Source organism: Streptomyces sp. NPDC024687 (assembly GCF_055559055.1).
The window spans coordinates 20,148-37,082 of sequence record NZ_JBVHLJ010000007.1 but is presented as its reverse complement, the minus strand read 5'-3'; the positions used below and the strand labels follow the sequence as shown (position 1 = coordinate 37,082).

Genomic DNA, 16,935 nt, shown 5'->3' with positions numbered 1-16,935 from the left:
TCAGTGTCGCCTAGCGCCCGGTCAGGCGCCTGGCGTTTTGCAGGTGGGTGCTGAGCTGCTTCTGGATGCGCTCGGTCGCCTCGTCGAGCGCCTTGCGGGTGCGCCGTCCGCTGCCGTCGCCCGCCTCGAAGGGGTCGCCGTAGACGACGTCGACGCGGCTGCGCAGCGGAGGCAGCCCCTTTATCAACCGTCCGGGCTTCTCGGAGCTTCCCAGAACCGCGACCGGGACGACCGGCACCCCGCTGCGCACCGCGAAATACGCGAGCCCGGCCCGCAGGGAGGCGAAGTCGCCCTCGCCCCGGGTGCCCTCCGGGAAGATACCGAGGACCCCGCCGGTCTTGAGGACGTCGAGCGCCTGGGTGATCGCCCCGCGGTCGGCGCCCGAGCGGTCCACCTTTACCTGCCCGATGCCGATCAGGAAGGGGTCCAGCGGTCCGATGAACGCCTCCTTCTTGATCAGGAAGTGCGTCGGCCTGGGTGACACGCCCATGACCATCGGGCCGTCGAGGATGTTGGAGTGGTTCACGGCGAGGATCACGGGCCCGGCCGCGGGCATCCGCCAGGCGCCGAGCACCCGCGGCTTCCACAGCCCGTACATCAGCCCGACGCCGATGCGCCGGCCGACCTCGGCACCCTTCTCGGAAGGAACGGTCACTTCCCGGCCCGCTTCTCCTCGACGAGGGTGACGACGCACTCGATGACCTGCGCGAGGCTGAGCTCGGTGGTGTCCACCTCGACCGCGTCGTCCGCCTTGGCGAGCGGCGAGGTCTTCCGGCTGGAGTCGGCCGCGTCCCGCTTGATCAGGGCCTCGCGGGTGGCGAGTACGTCGGCGCCCTTCAGCTCGCCGCTGCGGCGGGCCGCGCGGGCCTCCGGCGAGGCGGTGAGGAAGACCTTGAGGTCGGCGTCGGGCAGCACGGTCGTACCGATGTCCCGGCCCTCGACGACGATGCCCTTCTCCGCGGAGGTGGCGAGCGAGCGCTGCAGCTCGGTGATCCGGGCCCGCACCTCGGGTACGGCGCTCACGGCGCTGACCTTGGAGGTGACCTCCTGGCTCCGGATGGGACCGGCCACATCGGTTCCGTCGACCGTGATCGTCGGGTTCTCCGGATCAGTGCCGGAGACGATCTCCGCCTTGCCCGCCACGGCGGCGATGGCGGACGGGTCGTCGATGTCGATCCCGTTGGTCACCATCCACCAGGTGATCGCCCGGTACTGGGCCCCGGTGTCCAGGTAGCTCAGCCCCAGCTGCGCGGCGACAGCCTTCGAGGTGCTCGACTTACCCGTGCCGGAGGGGCCGTCGATGGCGACAATCACGGGCTGGGCGGCGCCGTTTTCCACGGGGGGACACCTTTCGGGTGCGGTCTGGCGAGTGGTGTGGGGGCGCGACTGTGCCCCGCACAAGGTTACTGGGTGCGCGTCACTCGTCCGGACGCGTGCCCGACCGACGCCGGCCGGGCGCTCCCGGCCCGTCCGCCCTACTGCCGGATGGCCCAGCCCCGCTCCCGCAACGACGCCGACAGCACCGGTCCGGCCGACGGCTCCACCATCAGCTGCACCAGACCGGCCTGCTGCCCTGTCGCGTGCTCGATCCGCACGTCCTCGATGTTGACCCCGGCCCGCCCCGCGTCCGCGAAGATCCGGGCCAGCTGCCCCGGCTGGTCGTCGATGAGCACGGCCACGACCTCGTACACCCGAGGAGCGGACCCGTGCTTCCCGGGCACCCGCACCTGCCCGGCGTTCCCCCGCCGCAGCATGTCCTCGATCCCCGACACGCCCTCGTCCCGCTTGGCCTCGTCGGCGGACTGGAGCGCCCGCAGCGCCCGCACCGTCTCCTCGAGGTCCCCGGCCACATCGGTGAGCAGATCGGCCACCGGCCCCGGATTCGCGGAGAGGATGTCGATCCACATGTCGGGGTCGGACGCGGCGATCCGGGTCACATCACGGATCCCCTGGCCACACAGCCGTACGGCGGCCTCCTCGGCGTGCTCGAGCCGCGCGGCGACCATGCTGGAGACCAGATGCGGCATGTGCGAGACGAGCGCCACGGCACGGTCGTGGGCGTCGGCGTCCATGACCACCGGCACCGCGCGGCAGTGCGAGACCAGCTCCAGTGCGAGGTTCAACACCTCGGTGTCGGTGTCCCGGGTCGGGGTCAGCACCCAGGGCCGCCCCTCGAAGAGGTCCCCGGAGGCGGCCAGCGGCCCGGACTTCTCCCGCCCGGACATCGGATGCGTACCGATGTACGCGGAGAGGTCGAGTCCCAGTCCTTCCAGCTCCCGACGCGGCCCGCCCTTCACGCTGGCCACGTCGATGTACCCGCGGGCCACGCCCCGTCGCATGGCGTCGGCGAGCACTGCGGCCACATGCGCGGGCGGCGCGGCGACGATCGCGAGGTCGACGGGCCCCTCCGGCGCCTCGTCCGTGCCGGCGCCGAGCGCGGCGGCCGTGCGGGCCTGCTCGGGGTCGTGGTCGGCGAGATGGACGGTGACGCCCCGTCCCGCCAGCGCCAGCGCGGCGGACGTCCCGATGAGCCCGGTCCCGATGACGAGTGCGGTCCTCACTGGGCGATGTCCTTGCGCAGGGCGGCCGCGGCGCCGAGGTAGACGTGCGCGATGTCGGCGCGGGGCCGGTCGGACTCGATATGGGCGAGCACCCGGACGACCCGGGGCATGGCGCCCTCGATGTCCAGCTCCTGCGCGCAGATCAGCGGTACGTCGACGATGCCGAGCTTGCGGGCCGCGGCGGCCGGGAAGTCGCTGTGCAGGTCTGGCGTGGCCGTGAACCAGATGCTGATCAGGTCGTCGGCGGTCAGCTCGTTCCGCTCCATGATGGCGGTGAGCAGCGCCCCGACCTGCTCGTCCATGTGGCCGGCCTCGTCCTGTTCGAGTTGGACGGCGCCCCGGACCGCTCGTACCGCCACGGCATTGCTCCTCGCTGATGCTTGCTGGTGTTGCTGATGCACAACCCGGCTCTTCGTACGACCAGCCTAGTCAGCCCGTGCGGCACGGGTCCGCGGCGCCCGCGTCCTGAGATGGCCTCCCGGACCGTGGCAATGTCACCCGAACGTCGCAGTTCCGCTACTTGGGGTGAAAACACACCCGTGCGCCCCTGGACTCGGGACCCCGGGTCCGCTCTGATGGCAGGACACTCGCCTCGGGGGAGGCCCCTCACATGAAGCGTTCCGGACCGCTGCTGACACTGCTCGCGGGATTGCTGCTCGGCCTGTTCATGCTCTCGCTCAACGCCACCACGGGGGAGAAGCCCACGTCGTCGTACGTCAAGCCGCCGGGCTCCGGGAAGTCGTCGCCCAGCACCAAGGCGTCACCGAGCACCGCACCGGCCCGGACGTCCGCGCCACCCGGCAAGTCCCCGACCCGGACCCCGGTGCCCGGGGGCGTCTACACGGGCCGTACCGACGACGACTCCTCCGCGGTCGCGATCACCGTGCGCGACGACAAGGCGATCGCGTACGTCTGCGACGGCCACAACGTCGAGTCGTGGCTCCAGGGCGACGTGAAGGACGACGGCAGCCTGCGGCTCACCGGCAAGGGCGGCGCGAGCCTGGACGGCAGGGTGAAGGGCACCAAGGAGATCCGCGGCACGGCCGAGGTCGGCAACGGGAGCTACGCCTTCACCATCGGCAGGACGAAGAAGTCGTCCGGGCTCTACCGGGCGAACAGCACGGTGGCCGGCGCGAAGATCGAAGGCGGCTGGATCGTCCTTCCGGACGGCGAACAGGTCGGCATCCTGAGGCGCGACGGCAAGCCCTCCCCGGCGCCGGAGATCGACCCGAAGACCGGTGCGGTGACGGTCGACGGACAGCGGCTCACGGCCCGCCCGGCAACCCCCTGACCCAGGGCCCTTAGGAGCCGATCATGACCGTCGACCCGAACGCGGCCACCCAGAGCTGGCCCTCGCCCGAACCCGAGCGCGGCCCCGGTGCGGCCCGCTATCTGATCCCGGCCCTGGTCGCCGCCGCGGTGGTGGTCGCCCTGGGCGCCTACGGCAAGGTCCACGACCCGACGGGCACGGCCTTCAACCTCGCCGGCTTCAGCAGCACCGGTGCGGTGAAGTCATGGCTCGCCACTGTCGCGTTCTTCTTCGCGCTCGTGCAGCTCGTCTCGGCCCTGATGGTGTACGGCAAGCTGCCGGGCCCGAGCTGGTCCGCCACCCTGCACCGCTGGTCCGGCCGAGCGGCGTTCCTCGTCGCGGTGCCGGTCGCGGTGCACTGCCTGTACGCGCTGGGCTTCCAGTCGTACGAATCACGCGTTCTGTGGCACTCCCTCTTCGGTTGCTTCTTCTTCGGTGTCTTCAGTGCCAAGATGCTGCTGCTCCGCTGGGAGCGACTTCCCGGATGGCTCCTGCCGATCGTCGGCGGGCTCGTCTTCACCGCGCTCACGATCCTCTGGCTGACGTCCGCCCTCTGGTTCTTCCGCACCTTCGGAGTCACGACATGACGCACAGCCCGACGCGGCGCACGGTCCTTCTCACGACGGGCGCGGCCGCGCTGACCGTCAGCTGCGGCGAGTACGGCAACGAGAACGGCGACTCCGGGTCCAGTTCGGTGCAGGCCGGCACCGAACTGGCGAAGACGAGCGAGATCCCGGTCGGCGGCGGGAAGATCTTCAAGGACGAGAAGGTCGTCGTCACCCAGCCGAAAAAGGGCGAGTTCAAGGCCTTCTCGGACATCTGCACCCACCAGGGCTGCCAGGTGACCAGCGTGTCCGACGGCACCATCAACTGCCCCTGCCACGGCAGCAAGTTCAACATCACGGACGGCTCGGTGGCCAACCCGCCGGCCGACAAGCCGCTGCCCGAGAAGCAGATCAAGGTCAGCGGCGACTCGATCCAGCTCGCCTAGGACGCAGAAGGGCTCTAGGCGTCCCAGAGCGCGCCGAGCGTCACCAGTTCACTGCCGTACTCGATCCGGTCGGCCCATTCCACCGGCCAGGCGTCCGCTCCCAGATGGGCGCCCGCAAAGGCGCCCGTCAGGCAGGCGATCGAGTCGGAGTCGCCGGAGCTGCACGCGGCCCGCCGCAGGGCCGTCAGCGGCTCCTCGGGGAACTGGAGGAAGCACAACAGCCCGGTGGCCAGGGCCTCTTCGGCGGTCCAGCCCGCTCCGGTGGCCAGGCAGGGGTCCTCCTCCGGCGAGGCGGTGCGCACGGCGTGGTCGAGCCGGTCGAGGACCGCCAGGCACTCGTCCCAGCCGCGCGCGATGAACTGCCCCGGCGTCGGGTCCTGGCTCCTCGCCCACAGGTCGCCGAGCCAGCGCTCGTGGTACTGGCCCCGGTTCGCCAGGGCGTACGACCGCAGCAACTCGACGAGTTCGTCAGGCCCGGTGCCCAGTGCGAGCAGCCGTACGGCACGCGCGGTGAGGTCCGACGCGGCGAGCCCCGTCGGGTGCCCGTGGGTGAGCGCGGCCTGCAACTGGGCGGCGCCCGCCCGCTGTTCGTCACTGAGCCCGGGAACGAGTCCGACGGGCGCCACGCGCATGTTGGCGCCACAGCCCTTGGAGTTGATCTGACTGGCTTCCTGCCAGGGCAGTTGCTCGTTCTTGAGCAGGTAGCAGGCCCGCAGACAGGTGTTTCCCGGCGCCCTGTTGTTCTCCGGTGACTGGTACCAGTCGACGAACTCCTCCCGCAGGGGCCGCGCCAGCCTCTTGGGCTCGAGCACACCCCGGTCCATCGCCGTCCGCAGCCCCCTGCCCACCGCCAGCGTCATCTGGGTGTCGTCGCTGACGACGGCCGGCGTGCGCAGCTCCATCTCCCGCCACGGCCCGCACTTGGCGAGGATCGACGGCACGTCGTTGAACTCGGTCGGGAAACCGAGGGCGTCCCCGAGGGCGAGGCCGACGAGGGTGCCGGTGGCGGCGCGTTTGGTCAGGATCGTGGTCATGCGGGGCGTCCTTCCGGGGACGGGCGGAGGAGAGGGGGGTGCAAGGAGGTGGCCGGTCCCGCGCGGTAGAGCGCGGCCGGTTTGCCGCGGCCGCCGGTCAGCCGCGCGGCGCCGGGGACGGCCTCGACGAAGCCGGGCGTGGCGAGCACCTTGCGGCGGAAGTTGGGCCGGTCGAGCGTGGTTCCCCACACCGTCTCGTACACCTGCTGGAGCTCCCCGAGGGTGAACTCGGGCGGGCAGAAGGCGGTGGCGAGGCAGGTGTACTCGAGCTTGGCGCCGACGCGTTCGTGGGCGTCGGCCAGGATGCGGTCGTGGTCGAAGGCGAGCGGTCCCGCCTTGTCGTACGGCACCCAGCGGGCCTCGGCCGCGTCACTGCCGCCGTGCGGCTCGGGAGGGTCGGGCAGCAGCGCGGCGAAGGCGACGGAGACGACCCGCATCCGGGGGTCACGGTCGGGCTCGCTGTAGGTCCGCAACTGCTCCAGATGCAGTCCGGAGAGGTCCGACAGCCCGGTCTCCTCGGCGAGTTCACGCCGGGCCGCCGTCTCCGCGGACTCGTCCGGGTGCACGAACCCGCCGGGCAGCGCCCAGTGTCCGGCGTACGGCTCCTGCCCCCGCTCCACGAGCAGCGCGTGCAGGGCGCCTTCGGCGACGGTGAGGACGGCGAGGTCGACGGTGACGGCGAAGGGTTCGTAGGCGTACTTGTCGTAGTCCACTCGCGCTCGCCCCCTCTATGGTCAGGATGACTAATAGTCATTACGACTATAAAGAAGCGCGAGGGTGTTCCACAAGCCCCTGGAAGTGCCGCCCCAGAAAGGCGAGAAGCCGCGTCTCAGGCCGCGCACCGGAAGGAACGGGGACCGGTTCGGCGAACCGCACACCCCGGTCCTCCTCCCCCACCACGCACTGGGCGACGGACAGGAGTTCGGCGGCGAGGCCCTCCGGAATGGGCCGCGGCTGTCCGCAGGACCGGGCCACGTCCCACCCGTGGACGGTGATCTCGACAGCACCGACGGCGGCCATCACCCGTACGTCCAGCGGGCGTTCACCCACCAGCACGTCCTCGGGCGGCCCGGCGGCCCAGGCGCCGAGCACGGCACACGCGCGTGTGCGGAAGCCGCAGACCCGGTCGGCCTGCGGGAGCAGTCCGATCCGCCCGCCGCTCAGCCCCTCGTACAGCGCGTCCAGCGAGTCGTCGAGATGCCCCAGCAGCTCGCCCAGATCCCACTCGGCGCACGGCGTACCCGTGCCGAGATCCACGCACCGCGACGCCGCCACGCTCCCCAGCGCGTACGCGAGCGAACGCTCCAACAACTCCCCCGCGCTCATGACAGCACCTCCGTCAGGCCGCCACAGCAGCCCCTCAGCGATCTCACGGGCGACTCCTGCTCCCCTGGCGCCCGACAAGGCCACGAAGGCCGCACAGGGCCCTCCAGCGCTGCAGGACCCGTCTCGTCACGGTGAGCGTTCCTCACGTCCATCCCCACTCCCTCCATCCCCACTCCCTCCATCCCGACTCCCTCCATCACCGATACAGACCGGCAGGAGGGCGAAAACGCATCGGCCGGTCCCGGAGAACTCCGGAACCGGCCGCACTTGCACGCGTGGGAGACGCGGGACTACAGATCGACTTCCTTCAGCAGCATGCCGACCTCGGTGTTGGACAGCCGCCGCAGCCAGCCCGACTTCTGGTCGCCCAGGGTGATGGGGCCGAAGGCGACCCGCACCAGCTTGTCGACCGGGAAGCCCGCCTCGGCGAGCATCCGGCGCACGATGTGCTTGCGACCCTCGTGGAGGGTGACCTCGACGAGGTAGTTCTTGCCGGTCTGCTCGACGACCCGGAAGTGGTCCGCCTTCGCGTACCCGTCCTCCAGCTGGATGCCGTCCTTGAGCTGCTTGCCCAGGTCCCGCGGGATCGGGCCCACGATGTGCGCGAGGTAGACCTTCTTCACGCCGTACTTGGGGTGGGTCAGCCGGTGGGCCAGCTCACCGTGGTTGGTGAGCAGGATGACGCCCTCGGTCTCGGTGTCGAGCCGCCCCACGTGGAAGAGCCGCGTCTCACGGTTGGTGACGTAGTCCCCGAGGCACTGCCGGCCCTCGTTGTCCTCCATCGTCGAGACGACACCGGCGGGCTTGTTCAGCGAGAAGAACTGGTACGACTGCGTCGCCACGGTCAGGCCGTCGACCCTGACCTCGTCCTTCTCCGGGTCCACCCGCTTGCCCTGCTCCAGGACGATCTCGCCGTTGACCTCGACCCGCGCCTGCTCGATGAGTTCCTCGCAGGCCCGGCGCGAGCCGTAGCCCGCGCGCGCGAGGATCTTCTGGAGCCGCTCGCCCTCCTGCTCGGCACCCGGGAAGGTCTTCGGCGGCTTCACGTCCTTCTTGCCTGCGTACCGCTCCCGGTTGCGCTCCTCGGCCCGCGCCTCGTACTCCCGCGAGGTCGCCGGCACCGAACGGCCGCGCCCGGTGCCCTGGCCCTGCTTCGGCCCGCCCTTGGCGCCGCCGCGCGCGGAGGCACCGCGCCCGGTCTTCGGTCCGTCGTGGGTCCCGCCGGGGCCCACGTCGTAGCGCCGCTCCTCGGGGCGCGGGTTCTTCGGCCGGCCGCCCTGCTTGTCGTCGCGGTCGTTCCCGGCCCCGCGGAAGTTACCGCGGCCACCGCCGCTCCCCCCGCGGCCACCGCTGCTCCCGCCGCGGCCGCCGCTGTTGCCACCACGGCTCCCGCCGTTGTTTCCGCTGCTGTTCCTGCCGCTGCTGCTTCGCATCAAAGTTCCGTCTTGTCGTCTGCGCCCTCGGAATCCGGGGCGTCCGGATCGAACGACGGTACGCCTTCCTGGGTCTCGGCCTCGATCGCCTCCGCCTCAGGGAGGAAGGGCGCGAGCTCCGGGAGCTCGTCCAGACCGCGCAGGCCCATCCGCTCCAGGAAGTAGTTCGTCGTCACGTACAGGATCGCACCTGTTTCGGGTTCCGTGCCCGCCTCCGCGACCAGACCCCGCTGGAGAAGGGTGCGCATCACACCGTCACAGTTGACTCCGCGCACCGCGGAGACCCGGCTGCGGCTGACCGGCTGGCGGTAGGCGACCACCGCCAGCGTCTCCAGCGCGGCCTGGGTGAGCCGGGCCTGCTGGCCGTCCAGGACGAACCGTTCCACGGCCGGGGCGTACGCGGCCCGGGTGTAGAACCGCCACCCGTTCGCGACGTGCCGCAGTTCGAAACCGCGCCCCTGTGCGGCGTACTCGCCCGCCAGTTCCCGCAGCGCCCTGGTGATCTGCCGCTTCGGCCGCTCCAGGATCTTCGACAGGTGCTCCTCCGTCGCGGGCTCGTCCACGACCATCAGGACGGCCTCCAGCGCCGGCTTCAGGTCGAGGTCGGCGACACCCGGCAGTCCCGCCGGGGCCTCGGTGGTCTCCTCGCTCACGTCTTGTCCTCCTTGGGCGGCTCGGGCGGCCGGTCGAACTCGTCGGTCACCGTCGGCTCCGCCTCGCCATCACCGCCGGTCCACCGCACGAGCAGCTCTCCGAGCGCGGTCTCCTGGTCCAGCGCCACGGCCTTCTCCCGGTACAGCTCCAGCAGCGCCAGGAAGCGCGCCACGACGGTCAGGGTGCCGTCGGCGTCCTCCACCAGCAGGCGGAAGCTGGCCTCGCCGAGCTCCCTGAGCCGTGCGACCACGATCCCCGCCTGCTCCTGGACGCTCACCAGGGGCGCGTGGATGTGGTCGACGTACACCTGCGGCTTGGGCTTCGGCTGCATCGCCTTCACGGCGAGCTTCGCGAATCCCTCGGGCCCGATGCTGATCACGACCTCGGGCAGCAGATCGGCGTGGTGCGGTTCGAGTCCGACGGTACGGGGGTAACGCCGGGCCTCCTCGTCGAGCCGCCGGTTGAAGATGTCGGCGATCTGCTTGTACGCGCGGTACTGGAGCAGCCGCGCGAAGAGCAGGTCCCGGGCTTCGAGGAGCGCCAGGTCGGCCTCGTCCTCCACCTGCGCGGCGGGCAGCAGCCGGGCCGCCTTCAGGTCGAGGAGGGTGGCGGCGACGACGAGGAACTCGGTCGTCTCGTCCAGATCCCAGTCCGGCCCCATGGCCCGGATGTACGTCATGAACTCGTCGGTGACCTTGGAGAGCGCGACCTCGGTGACGTCCAGCTTGTGCTTGGAGATCAGCTGGAGGAGGAGATCGAAGGGCCCCTCGAAGTTGGCGAGCCGGACCTTGAAGACACCGCCGGAGTCGCCCTCGCCCCCCTCTTGAGGCACAGACTGGGGAACGGTCTCCGCCTCGGCCTCGGGAAGCGTCGCGAGCTCGGGGACCGGCTTGAGCTCGAATCCCGCCTCGGGCCCGGGAGCCCCAACCTCCGGCCCCTCGGAAACCGGCACCGCCTCCGCGGCCATCCCGCCCACGGAGACCACCTCGGCCTCGAAGCCCGCCTCGGCCTGCGGAACCCCGGCCACCGGCCCCTCGTAAACCGGCACCGCCTCCGCAACCGGCTCAGGCTCCTCGCCCACCCCGGCCGGAGAAACCAACCCGGACTCCGGAACCTCAACCTCCGGCCCCCCGGAAACCGACACCGGTTCGGGCTCCCCGACCACCCCGGCCGGAGGAACCGCCTCGGACTCCGGAACCTCGGACTCCAGCTCCTCAGGAGCCGGCACCGCCTCCGCGCCCTGCTCGCCCCGCGGAGCGCCCGGCCCCCGGCCCAGCACACGCCGACGACCGGCCGTTGCGCCGGAGCCGAGGGGAACGTCGTTCGAGGTCATAGCCCTCGCAGGCTACCGCTACCGCCCACGCAGCCGGCGGACGAGAATGCTCGCGTCCCCGCGGGACTCCAGATCAGCCAGCACCACGGCGACCGCCTCGCGCACAATGCGCCCACGGTCCACCGCCAGCCCGTGCTCACCCCGGAGCACAAGACGGGCGTGCTCCAGATCCATGAGCTCCTCGGCCGACACGTACACGGTGATCTTCTCGTCGTGCCGCTCGCGCCCGCTGGGCCGCCGGGCGGGCGACCGGCCGCGCTTGCCGCGCGGCTGCGCCCCGCCGGAGGCCTGGGCAGAACCTTCCTGCGCCTCCTGACGTCGCGCGGTGCGCTCCGCGGCGGCCGCCCGGAGACGGGACTCGCCCGCCTCCACGGACTCGGCATCGGCCGCCACATGCTCGGCCCCGTCGCCGTCCCCGCCCTGTGCGGGCACGGACTGCGGCGCGTCCTCGGCTCCGGCCCCGTCGGACTCCCCCGCGGGAGCCGGCACCCGGGCCTCGCCGTTGGTCCCCCGCCGGGGAGTGGACGCCTGGAGCGCCATCCCCCCTGTCGTACGGAACAGTTCGTCGGCCCCCGGCAGACTCACTCGGCGTGACACCGGGCGAGCACCTCCCTGGCGAGCTGGCGATAGGCGGCGGCACCGACGGAGTTGGAGGCGTACGTGGTGATCGGCTCACCGGCGACCGTGGTCTCCGGGAAGCGCACCGTGCGCCCGATGACCGTGTGGTAGACGTGGTCGTCGAACGCCTCGACCACACGGGCCAGGACCTCACGGCTGTGGACCGTGCGCGAGTCGTACATCGTGGCGAGGATCCCGTCGAGCTCCAGCTCCGGGTTGAGCCGCTCTTGGACCTTCTCGATGGTCTCCGTCAGCAGTGCGACACCACGCAGGGCGAAGAACTCGCACTCCAGCGGCACTATCACCTTGTGCGCGGCCGTCAGGGCGTTGACCGTGAGGAGGCCGAGCGAGGGCTGACAGTCGATCACGATGTAGTCGTAGTCGGCCATGAGCGGCTTCAGTGCCCGCTGCAATGTCGACTCGCGGGCGACCTCGGAGACCAGCTGGACCTCCGCCGCCGACAAGTCGATATTGCTCGGCAGCAGGTCCATGTTGGGGACCGCGGTCTTGAGCAGGACCTCGTCCGCCGCCATGCCCCGCTCCATGAGCAGGTTGTAGACGGTGAGGTCGAGCTCCATCGGGTTGACACCGAGACCCACCGACAGCGCGCCCTGCGGGTCGAAGTCCACGAGCAGCACGCGCCGGCCGTACTCCGCGAGCGCGGCACCCAGGTTGATGGTCGACGTCGTCTTGCCCACGCCGCCCTTCTGGTTGCACATCGCGATGATCTTCGCGGGGCCGTGGTCGGTCAGCGGGCCCGGGATCGGGAAGTACGGCAGCGGCCGCCCGGTCGGACCCACGCGCTCACGGCGCTGGCGGGCCGCGTCGGGCGCGAGCGTCGCCGCGTACTCCGGATCCGGCTCGTACTCGGCGTCGGGGTCGTAGAAGTGCCCCTCGGGCAGTTCGTCGTAGTCGGCGAAGTGGTTGTGGGGCGCGCCACTTCCGTCGCCGGCCATGGCGTTCACGTGATGGCCATCCATGCTCTGGTGTGCTGTCCGCACGGTCGGCGGACTCTGACGGGCTGCGAAGGTGCGCACCGCGACGGAGCCGACAGCCTCGAACCCCGCGGGGCTCTGGGCCCCGGCGGGCATTCCTGGTTGACCACCCCCGGGAGAAAATGTCGACTCATTCACAAGTCGTCTTACCTCCTTGGAGACCAGGAAACTTCTAGACAAGGTCAGCGTGGCACCATGCCGACGGTTGGCGACTCTATGGCGTGTCGGGTGTTCACAGCAACACAATCCGCCGGACCCGGCAGGATGTGTCGGCAATGAAACATCACGCTGTCAAGGGCGTACGGCAGTCGCACGGCAGGTTTCGCCGGTGTACGAATCGGTTCAAGGGTTACGTTCGACGCGAGTTGACCGAGAGTCGCAAAGTGACCATACACACATCCGGCCGGACCTTGTGGGGCAAGGTCCGGCCGCCTGTGCATCGTTGACGCGTCTTGTTGACGTATCGCCTTTACGAAAAGGTGACTTAGCTGTCGGAGCAGGTCACCGGCTCAGCCGAGCAGTGTCTCGAGCTCCAGGTGCTCCAGGCCGTGGGCCTCCGCGACCTCCCGGTAAACGACCTTGCCGTCATGGGTGTTGAGACCCCTGGCGAGCGCGGGATCGCGGCGCAGCGCCTCCACCCAGCCCCGGTCGGCCAGTTCGATGATGTAGGGCAGCGTGGCGTTGGTGAGCGCGTAGGTGGAGGTGTTGGGAACCGCGCCGGGCATGTTGGCGACGCAGTAGAAGACCGAGTCGTGGACCTGGAAGGTCGGCTCGGCGTGAGTGGTGGGACGGGAGTCCTCGAAGCAGCCGCCCTGGTCGATCGCGATGTCGACAAGGACACTTCCGGGCTTCATCCGCGCCACGAGTTCGTTGGTGACCAGCTTCGGAGCCTTGGCGCCAGGGATGAGCACCGCGCCGATGACGAGGTCGGCGTCCAGGACGGCCTTCTCCAGCTCGAAGGCGTTGGACATGATCGCCCGGACCTTGGTGCCGAAGACCTTGTCGGCCTCGCGCAGCTTGTTGATGTCGCGGTCGAGCAGCGTGACGTGGAAGCCCATGCCGACGGCGATCTGCGTGGCGTTCCAGCCGGAGACACCGCCGCCGATGACGACGGCCCGCGCGGGCTGGGTGCCGGGGACACCGCCGGGCAGGACACCGCGGCCGCCGACCGAGCGCATCAGGTGGTAGGCGCCGACCTGCGGGGCCAGCCGGCCCGCGACCTCGGACATCGGGGCGAGCAGCGGGAGCGCGCGGGAGGGCAGCTCGACGGTCTCGTAGGCGATCGCGGTGGTGCCGGACTCGATGAGCGCGTCGGTGCACGCCTTGGAGGCGGCCAGGTGCAGGTAGGTGAAGAGCGTCTGGTCCTTGCGCAGGCGGTGGTACTCCTCGGCGACGGGCTCCTTGACCTTCAGCAGCAGGTCGGCGGTGGCCCACACCTCGTCGGCGGTGTCCAGGATCCGGGCGCCCTCGGCGACGTACTCCTCGTCCGGGATGGAGGAGCCGACGCCGGCGCCGCGCTCGATGACGACCTGGTGGCCGTGGCGTACCAGCTCGTGCACACCGGCGGGGGTGATGGCCACCCGGAACTCGTTGTTCTTGACCTCGCGGGGGATGCCGACCTTCACGTGGATCACGGTCCTTGGCTCAGAGTGTGTGGGGCAATACAACACATACCCGGGCATGCATGAGCACACCAGGAGACACCGCAGGAGAAGGTGCGGCAGAGCCAGTCTAATGAAGGTGTTCCCGCTGTCTAGCCTTCCATTGCATCAATCTTCTGCGGATGTACTACGGATTTCGCAGGCATCAGCGTCGTGTTTCGGTTCCTCGGCCTGCTGGGACCCGGGTTCCCCCTGGGAAAGCTCCTCATCCAGCAGACGTTCTGCGGCGCCGCGGTGCAGGTGGGCGGCGGCGGGATCGCCGAGGCGGTCCAGGGTGTCCGCGAGCCGCAGCTGGAGCGCGGCCTGCAGCCGGACGTCCTCGGCGCGCCGCGCCCACTCCACGGCCTCCTGACAGGTGCGCAGCGACTCCTCGGGGTGTCCGGCGTACTCCTGGACCCGGGCGAGTTCGCTCAACGCGCGTGCGTGGGCGGCGACATCGCCGTTCTTGCGGTGCCCGGCAAGCGCGGCCCGCCAGTTCCTGGCCGCCTCGCCGTAGCGGCCGGCGTAGGTGTGCGCGGCAGCGATACGGCCGTACAGCCGGGCGGCCTCCGCGCGTTCGCCCCGGGCCTGCCGCTGGGCCAGGGCCCGGCCGAACCAGTCGGCGGCCCGGTCGTAGTCCCCGAGCTCCAGATGCGCGCCGCCTACGGATTCCATCGCGCGGCCGGTCGCATACGGGTCGTTCGCCTCCCGTCCGGCGTCCAGGGCCGCCCGATAACGCGCGAGTGCCTCCCGGGTACGCCCGGTCCGGGCGTCCAGGTCGGCGAGGTTCAGCAGGGCGGCGGCCTTCTCGCGGGGCAGGGCACGCCGCTCGGCCACATCGAGCACAAGGCCGTGGATGTCGTAGAGGTCGGAGGCGGCGGCCTGCATCCCGAAGTGGGCCACCATCGCGCGCACGAGCTGCGACATCAGGCGCCGGGCCAGGGTGTCCAGCTCCCCGTCGGCGACCGCGAGGCGGGCCGCGGCGAGCAGCGCCGGCCGGCGGACGCGCAGCCAGTCCTCGGCGGCCCTGGGGGTCGGGAAGCGCACCGAGGGCGGCATGCCCTGGAGCTTCTCCCGGGCCTCGGCGCTGTCGGTCTCGGTGATCGCGCGGGAGGACTGGAGCAGCCGTACGGTCCGCTCCAGCATGCGGGCGCGGGCCAGCTTGAGCTCGGCCGGGCGGTCCTGGGAGTCGGCGAGTGCCTTGAGCAGGGGGTACAGGCAGCCGGGTACCTCGTACTGCGGCAGCGGTGAGTCCACGGCGTGCAGCAGTCCGAGTGCGACGAAGTCGTCCAGGGTGGAGCGGGCGCCGGCCACCGAGCAGCCGGCGAGCGCGGAGGCGGTGTGCGGGTCGAGGAGGCCGGCCGGGGCGAGCGAGAGCAGTCGCAGGGTCCGGGCAGCCGCGGCGGGCAAGGAGGTGTAGACGAGTTTGAAGACCCGGCTGAGCGGACCGGCCTCGTCACTCTCCGCATGCAGCTGCTTGGCCAGATCGGCGACGGCCGCCTTGGGGCGGGTGGCGAGCCAGCCCCCGGCCAGCATCAGCGCGGCGGGGTGGCCCTGGCACTCCTCGACGAGTCCCTCGGCGGCACGGGGGTCCACGGTGATGCGCACCGCCCCGGTGTGCCGGGACAGCAGATCCAGCGCGGACTTGGTGTCGAGCCCGCCGAGCGTGCACGGACGGACGTCCGCGATCCCGGTCAGCGGACCTCCCGACACGGCCACAACCAGGCACTCCGGGGTATCCGGAAGCAGGGCGTCCACCTGTTCCGGGGCCACCGCGTCATCGAGCAGCACCAGCGCGCGACGGTCGGCGAGAGCCTCGCGCAGCACTGCCGTGAGGTCCTCCTCGGCGGCTCCGGCGGGTGCCTGGACGTCGAGCGCGGTGAGCAGTTCCCGGGCGGCGTTCCCGACCGGTACGGGGGTGCCGTCGGGCTCGCTCAGCCGGACCCGCAGCACCCCGTCGTCGTAACGGTCAGCGACCGCCCGGACAAGTTCCTCAGCGAGTGCGGTACGGCCTGACCCGGGTCGCCCCGCGATGAGCAGTACGCGCGCGCGGGGTGCCTTCCGGCCGGAGAGCGTGTCGAGTCCCGCGCGCTCGATGTCGGCGCGCAGCTCCTTCAACTCCCGCGTCCGCCCCAGGAATTGGCCTTCGCCGGACAGCCGTACGCCGCCTGCGTCCACCGCCTGATCCGTCACGGGCCACACTCCCGTCCCACCGCACGCGCAAAGCCCGCCGGTGACCCCGGTTCGGGCTTTTCAGAGCCTAGTTCACCCTGTGCAACGTTCCTGGTGGAGCACGACGGTAGAGGCCGAAGAGTCCCCTGATCGGATCAACGGATCATAGGAACTACGGCACGGTGGTGCCCCGAAGTCGGGGGGACACGGCGCGTCCCGGAACAACCGTCACGCCTCGAAAGGCCGCGCAGGCCACTCCGCCTCAGCCGGCCGCAACCCGTCCAACCCGCCGGAGGCTCGCGCGGCGACCAGCGACAGCACACCCACGACGAGGCAGTTGTTGTGCAGCTCCCCCGCCAGTACCCCCCGCACCAGCTCGGCGACCGGCACGCGCGCGTACTCCAGGTCGATCTCCTCGTGCTCGACCTCGAAGCGCTCGCCGTCGGCCTCGGACAGCCCCCGGGCCAGGAAGATCCGGATCGCCTCGTCACAGCCTCCCGGCGAGGTGTAGACGTCCGTCAGCACCCGCCAGTCCTCCGCCTTGACGTGTGCCTCCTCGTACAGCTCCCGCTGGGCCGCGTGCAGCGGATTCTCACCCGGCACGTCGAGGAGCCCCGCCGGGATCTCCCACAGCTTCTGCCGTACGGGATGCCGGTACTGCCGGATGAGCAGGACCCGGTCCTCGTCGTCGAGGGCGAGGACGGCCACGGAACCGGGGTGGACCTGGTAGTCACGACCGGCCACCGATCCGTCGGGCATGACCACCTCGTCCGTGCGGACGGAGGTCTTGTTGCCCACGAAGGGGGTCTTCGTCGCCCGGATCTCCCACTCCTCCGGGGCGTCCTTGATCGTCATCGCCTGTCCTTCCC

18 protein-coding genes are annotated in these 16,935 nt (G+C 70.9%); 3 read left to right on the top strand and 15 right to left on the bottom strand.

The window, feature by feature from the left end; all coding sequences use genetic code 11:
- Nucleotides 1–10: 10 nt before the first annotated feature.
- The 4 genes from ACZ39I_RS26630 to aroH all read right to left on the bottom strand — a co-directional run bounded on the left by ACZ39I_RS26630 (nucleotide 11) and on the right by aroH (nucleotide 2,920).
- Nucleotides 11–694, bottom strand: a complete 684-nt coding sequence (locus ACZ39I_RS26630; protein ID WP_467247014.1) for a lysophospholipid acyltransferase family protein — start codon at nucleotides 692–694, stop codon at nucleotides 11–13.
- Nucleotides 652–1,338 carry a (d)CMP kinase gene (gene cmk, locus ACZ39I_RS26625; protein ID WP_451476442.1) on the bottom strand — a complete coding sequence of 229 codons (687 nt, stop codon included), beginning with the start codon at nucleotides 1,336–1,338 and terminating at the stop codon, nucleotides 652–654. Before cmk ends, ACZ39I_RS26630 begins: the two co-directional genes overlap by 43 nt.
- Nucleotides 1,339–1,475: 137 nt before the next feature.
- Nucleotides 1,476–2,561 carry a prephenate dehydrogenase gene (locus ACZ39I_RS26620; protein ID WP_467247013.1) on the bottom strand — a complete coding sequence of 362 codons (1,086 nt, stop codon included), beginning with the start codon at nucleotides 2,559–2,561 and terminating at the stop codon, nucleotides 1,476–1,478.
- On the bottom strand, nucleotides 2,558–2,920 hold the full coding sequence (gene aroH, locus ACZ39I_RS26615; protein ID WP_007381029.1) for a chorismate mutase: 363 nt from the start codon (nucleotides 2,918–2,920) through the stop codon (nucleotides 2,558–2,560). The genes ACZ39I_RS26620 and aroH overlap by 4 nt, the downstream gene beginning before the upstream one ends.
- 251 nt (nucleotides 2,921–3,171) lie before the next feature.
- On the opposite strand from aroH, the gene ACZ39I_RS26610 reads away from it, so the two are divergent.
- The 3 genes from ACZ39I_RS26610 to ACZ39I_RS26600 are packed head-to-tail and all read left to right on the top strand — an operon-like array spanning nucleotide 3,172 to nucleotide 4,861.
- Complete coding sequence (locus ACZ39I_RS26610; protein ID WP_467247012.1) at nucleotides 3,172–3,852, top strand: hypothetical protein; 681 nt, start codon at nucleotides 3,172–3,174, stop codon at nucleotides 3,850–3,852.
- Nucleotides 3,853–3,875: 23 nt separating this feature from the next.
- Entirely contained in the window at nucleotides 3,876–4,457 is a 582-nt protein-coding gene (locus ACZ39I_RS26605; protein ID WP_467247010.1) for a DUF6529 family protein, read from the top strand.
- The gene (locus tag ACZ39I_RS26600; protein WP_467247008.1) at nucleotides 4,454–4,861 is read left to right on the top strand and encodes a Rieske (2Fe-2S) protein; all 408 of its coding nucleotides are present in this window, start codon (nucleotides 4,454–4,456) and stop codon (nucleotides 4,859–4,861) included. Before ACZ39I_RS26605 ends, ACZ39I_RS26600 begins: the two co-directional genes overlap by 4 nt.
- A 14-nt stretch (nucleotides 4,862–4,875) precedes the next feature.
- On the opposite strand, the gene ACZ39I_RS26595 is transcribed toward ACZ39I_RS26600, so the two are convergent.
- The 11 genes from ACZ39I_RS26595 to ACZ39I_RS26545 all read right to left on the bottom strand — a co-directional run bounded on the left by ACZ39I_RS26595 (nucleotide 4,876) and on the right by ACZ39I_RS26545 (nucleotide 16,921).
- Nucleotides 4,876–5,895, bottom strand: a complete 1,020-nt coding sequence (locus ACZ39I_RS26595; protein WP_467247006.1) for an ADP-ribosylglycohydrolase family protein — start codon at nucleotides 5,893–5,895, stop codon at nucleotides 4,876–4,878.
- Entirely contained in the window at nucleotides 5,892–6,608 is a 717-nt protein-coding gene (locus tag ACZ39I_RS26590; RefSeq protein ID WP_467247004.1) for an NUDIX hydrolase, read from the bottom strand. Before ACZ39I_RS26590 ends, ACZ39I_RS26595 begins: the two co-directional genes overlap by 4 nt.
- Nucleotides 6,609–6,654: 46 nt before the next feature.
- Nucleotides 6,655–7,221, bottom strand: a complete 567-nt coding sequence (locus ACZ39I_RS26585) for a TIGR03086 family metal-binding protein (protein WP_467247002.1) — start codon at nucleotides 7,219–7,221, stop codon at nucleotides 6,655–6,657.
- 290 nt (nucleotides 7,222–7,511) lie between these two features.
- Nucleotides 7,512–8,654, bottom strand: a complete 1,143-nt coding sequence (locus ACZ39I_RS26580) for a pseudouridine synthase (RefSeq protein ID WP_403659494.1) — start codon at nucleotides 8,652–8,654, stop codon at nucleotides 7,512–7,514.
- Entirely contained in the window at nucleotides 8,654–9,307 is a 654-nt protein-coding gene (gene scpB / locus ACZ39I_RS26575) for an SMC-Scp complex subunit ScpB (protein WP_451476433.1), read from the bottom strand. The genes ACZ39I_RS26580 and scpB overlap by 1 nt, the downstream gene beginning before the upstream one ends.
- On the bottom strand, nucleotides 9,304–10,356 hold the full coding sequence (locus ACZ39I_RS26570) for a segregation and condensation protein A (RefSeq protein WP_467247001.1): 1,053 nt from the start codon (nucleotides 10,354–10,356) through the stop codon (nucleotides 9,304–9,306). The genes scpB and ACZ39I_RS26570 overlap by 4 nt, the downstream gene beginning before the upstream one ends.
- A gap of 303 nt (nucleotides 10,357–10,659) precedes the next feature.
- The gene (locus ACZ39I_RS26565; protein WP_352390822.1) at nucleotides 10,660–11,238 is read right to left on the bottom strand and encodes a hypothetical protein; all 579 of its coding nucleotides are present in this window, start codon (nucleotides 11,236–11,238) and stop codon (nucleotides 10,660–10,662) included.
- Nucleotides 11,223–12,350 carry a ParA family protein gene (locus tag ACZ39I_RS26560; RefSeq protein WP_352390821.1) on the bottom strand — a complete coding sequence of 376 codons (1,128 nt, stop codon included), beginning with the start codon at nucleotides 12,348–12,350 and terminating at the stop codon, nucleotides 11,223–11,225. The genes ACZ39I_RS26565 and ACZ39I_RS26560 overlap by 16 nt, the downstream gene beginning before the upstream one ends.
- A 413-nt stretch (nucleotides 12,351–12,763) precedes the next feature.
- A complete protein-coding gene (gene ald / locus ACZ39I_RS26555) occupies nucleotides 12,764–13,879 on the bottom strand; it encodes an alanine dehydrogenase (protein ID WP_393604878.1) in 1,116 nt (371 codons plus the stop codon).
- Nucleotides 13,880–14,023: 144 nt separating this feature from the next.
- Nucleotides 14,024–16,087 (bottom strand): tetratricopeptide repeat protein, encoded by a 2,064-nt coding sequence (locus tag ACZ39I_RS26550; protein ID WP_467247000.1) that lies wholly within the window; start codon nucleotides 16,085–16,087, stop codon nucleotides 14,024–14,026.
- A gap of 207 nt (nucleotides 16,088–16,294) precedes the next feature.
- Nucleotides 16,295–16,921: an NUDIX hydrolase gene (locus tag ACZ39I_RS26545; RefSeq protein ID WP_352390819.1), complete on the bottom strand. Its 627-nt coding sequence runs from the start codon at nucleotides 16,919–16,921 to the stop codon at nucleotides 16,295–16,297.
- Nucleotides 16,922–16,935: the final 14 nt, after the last annotated feature.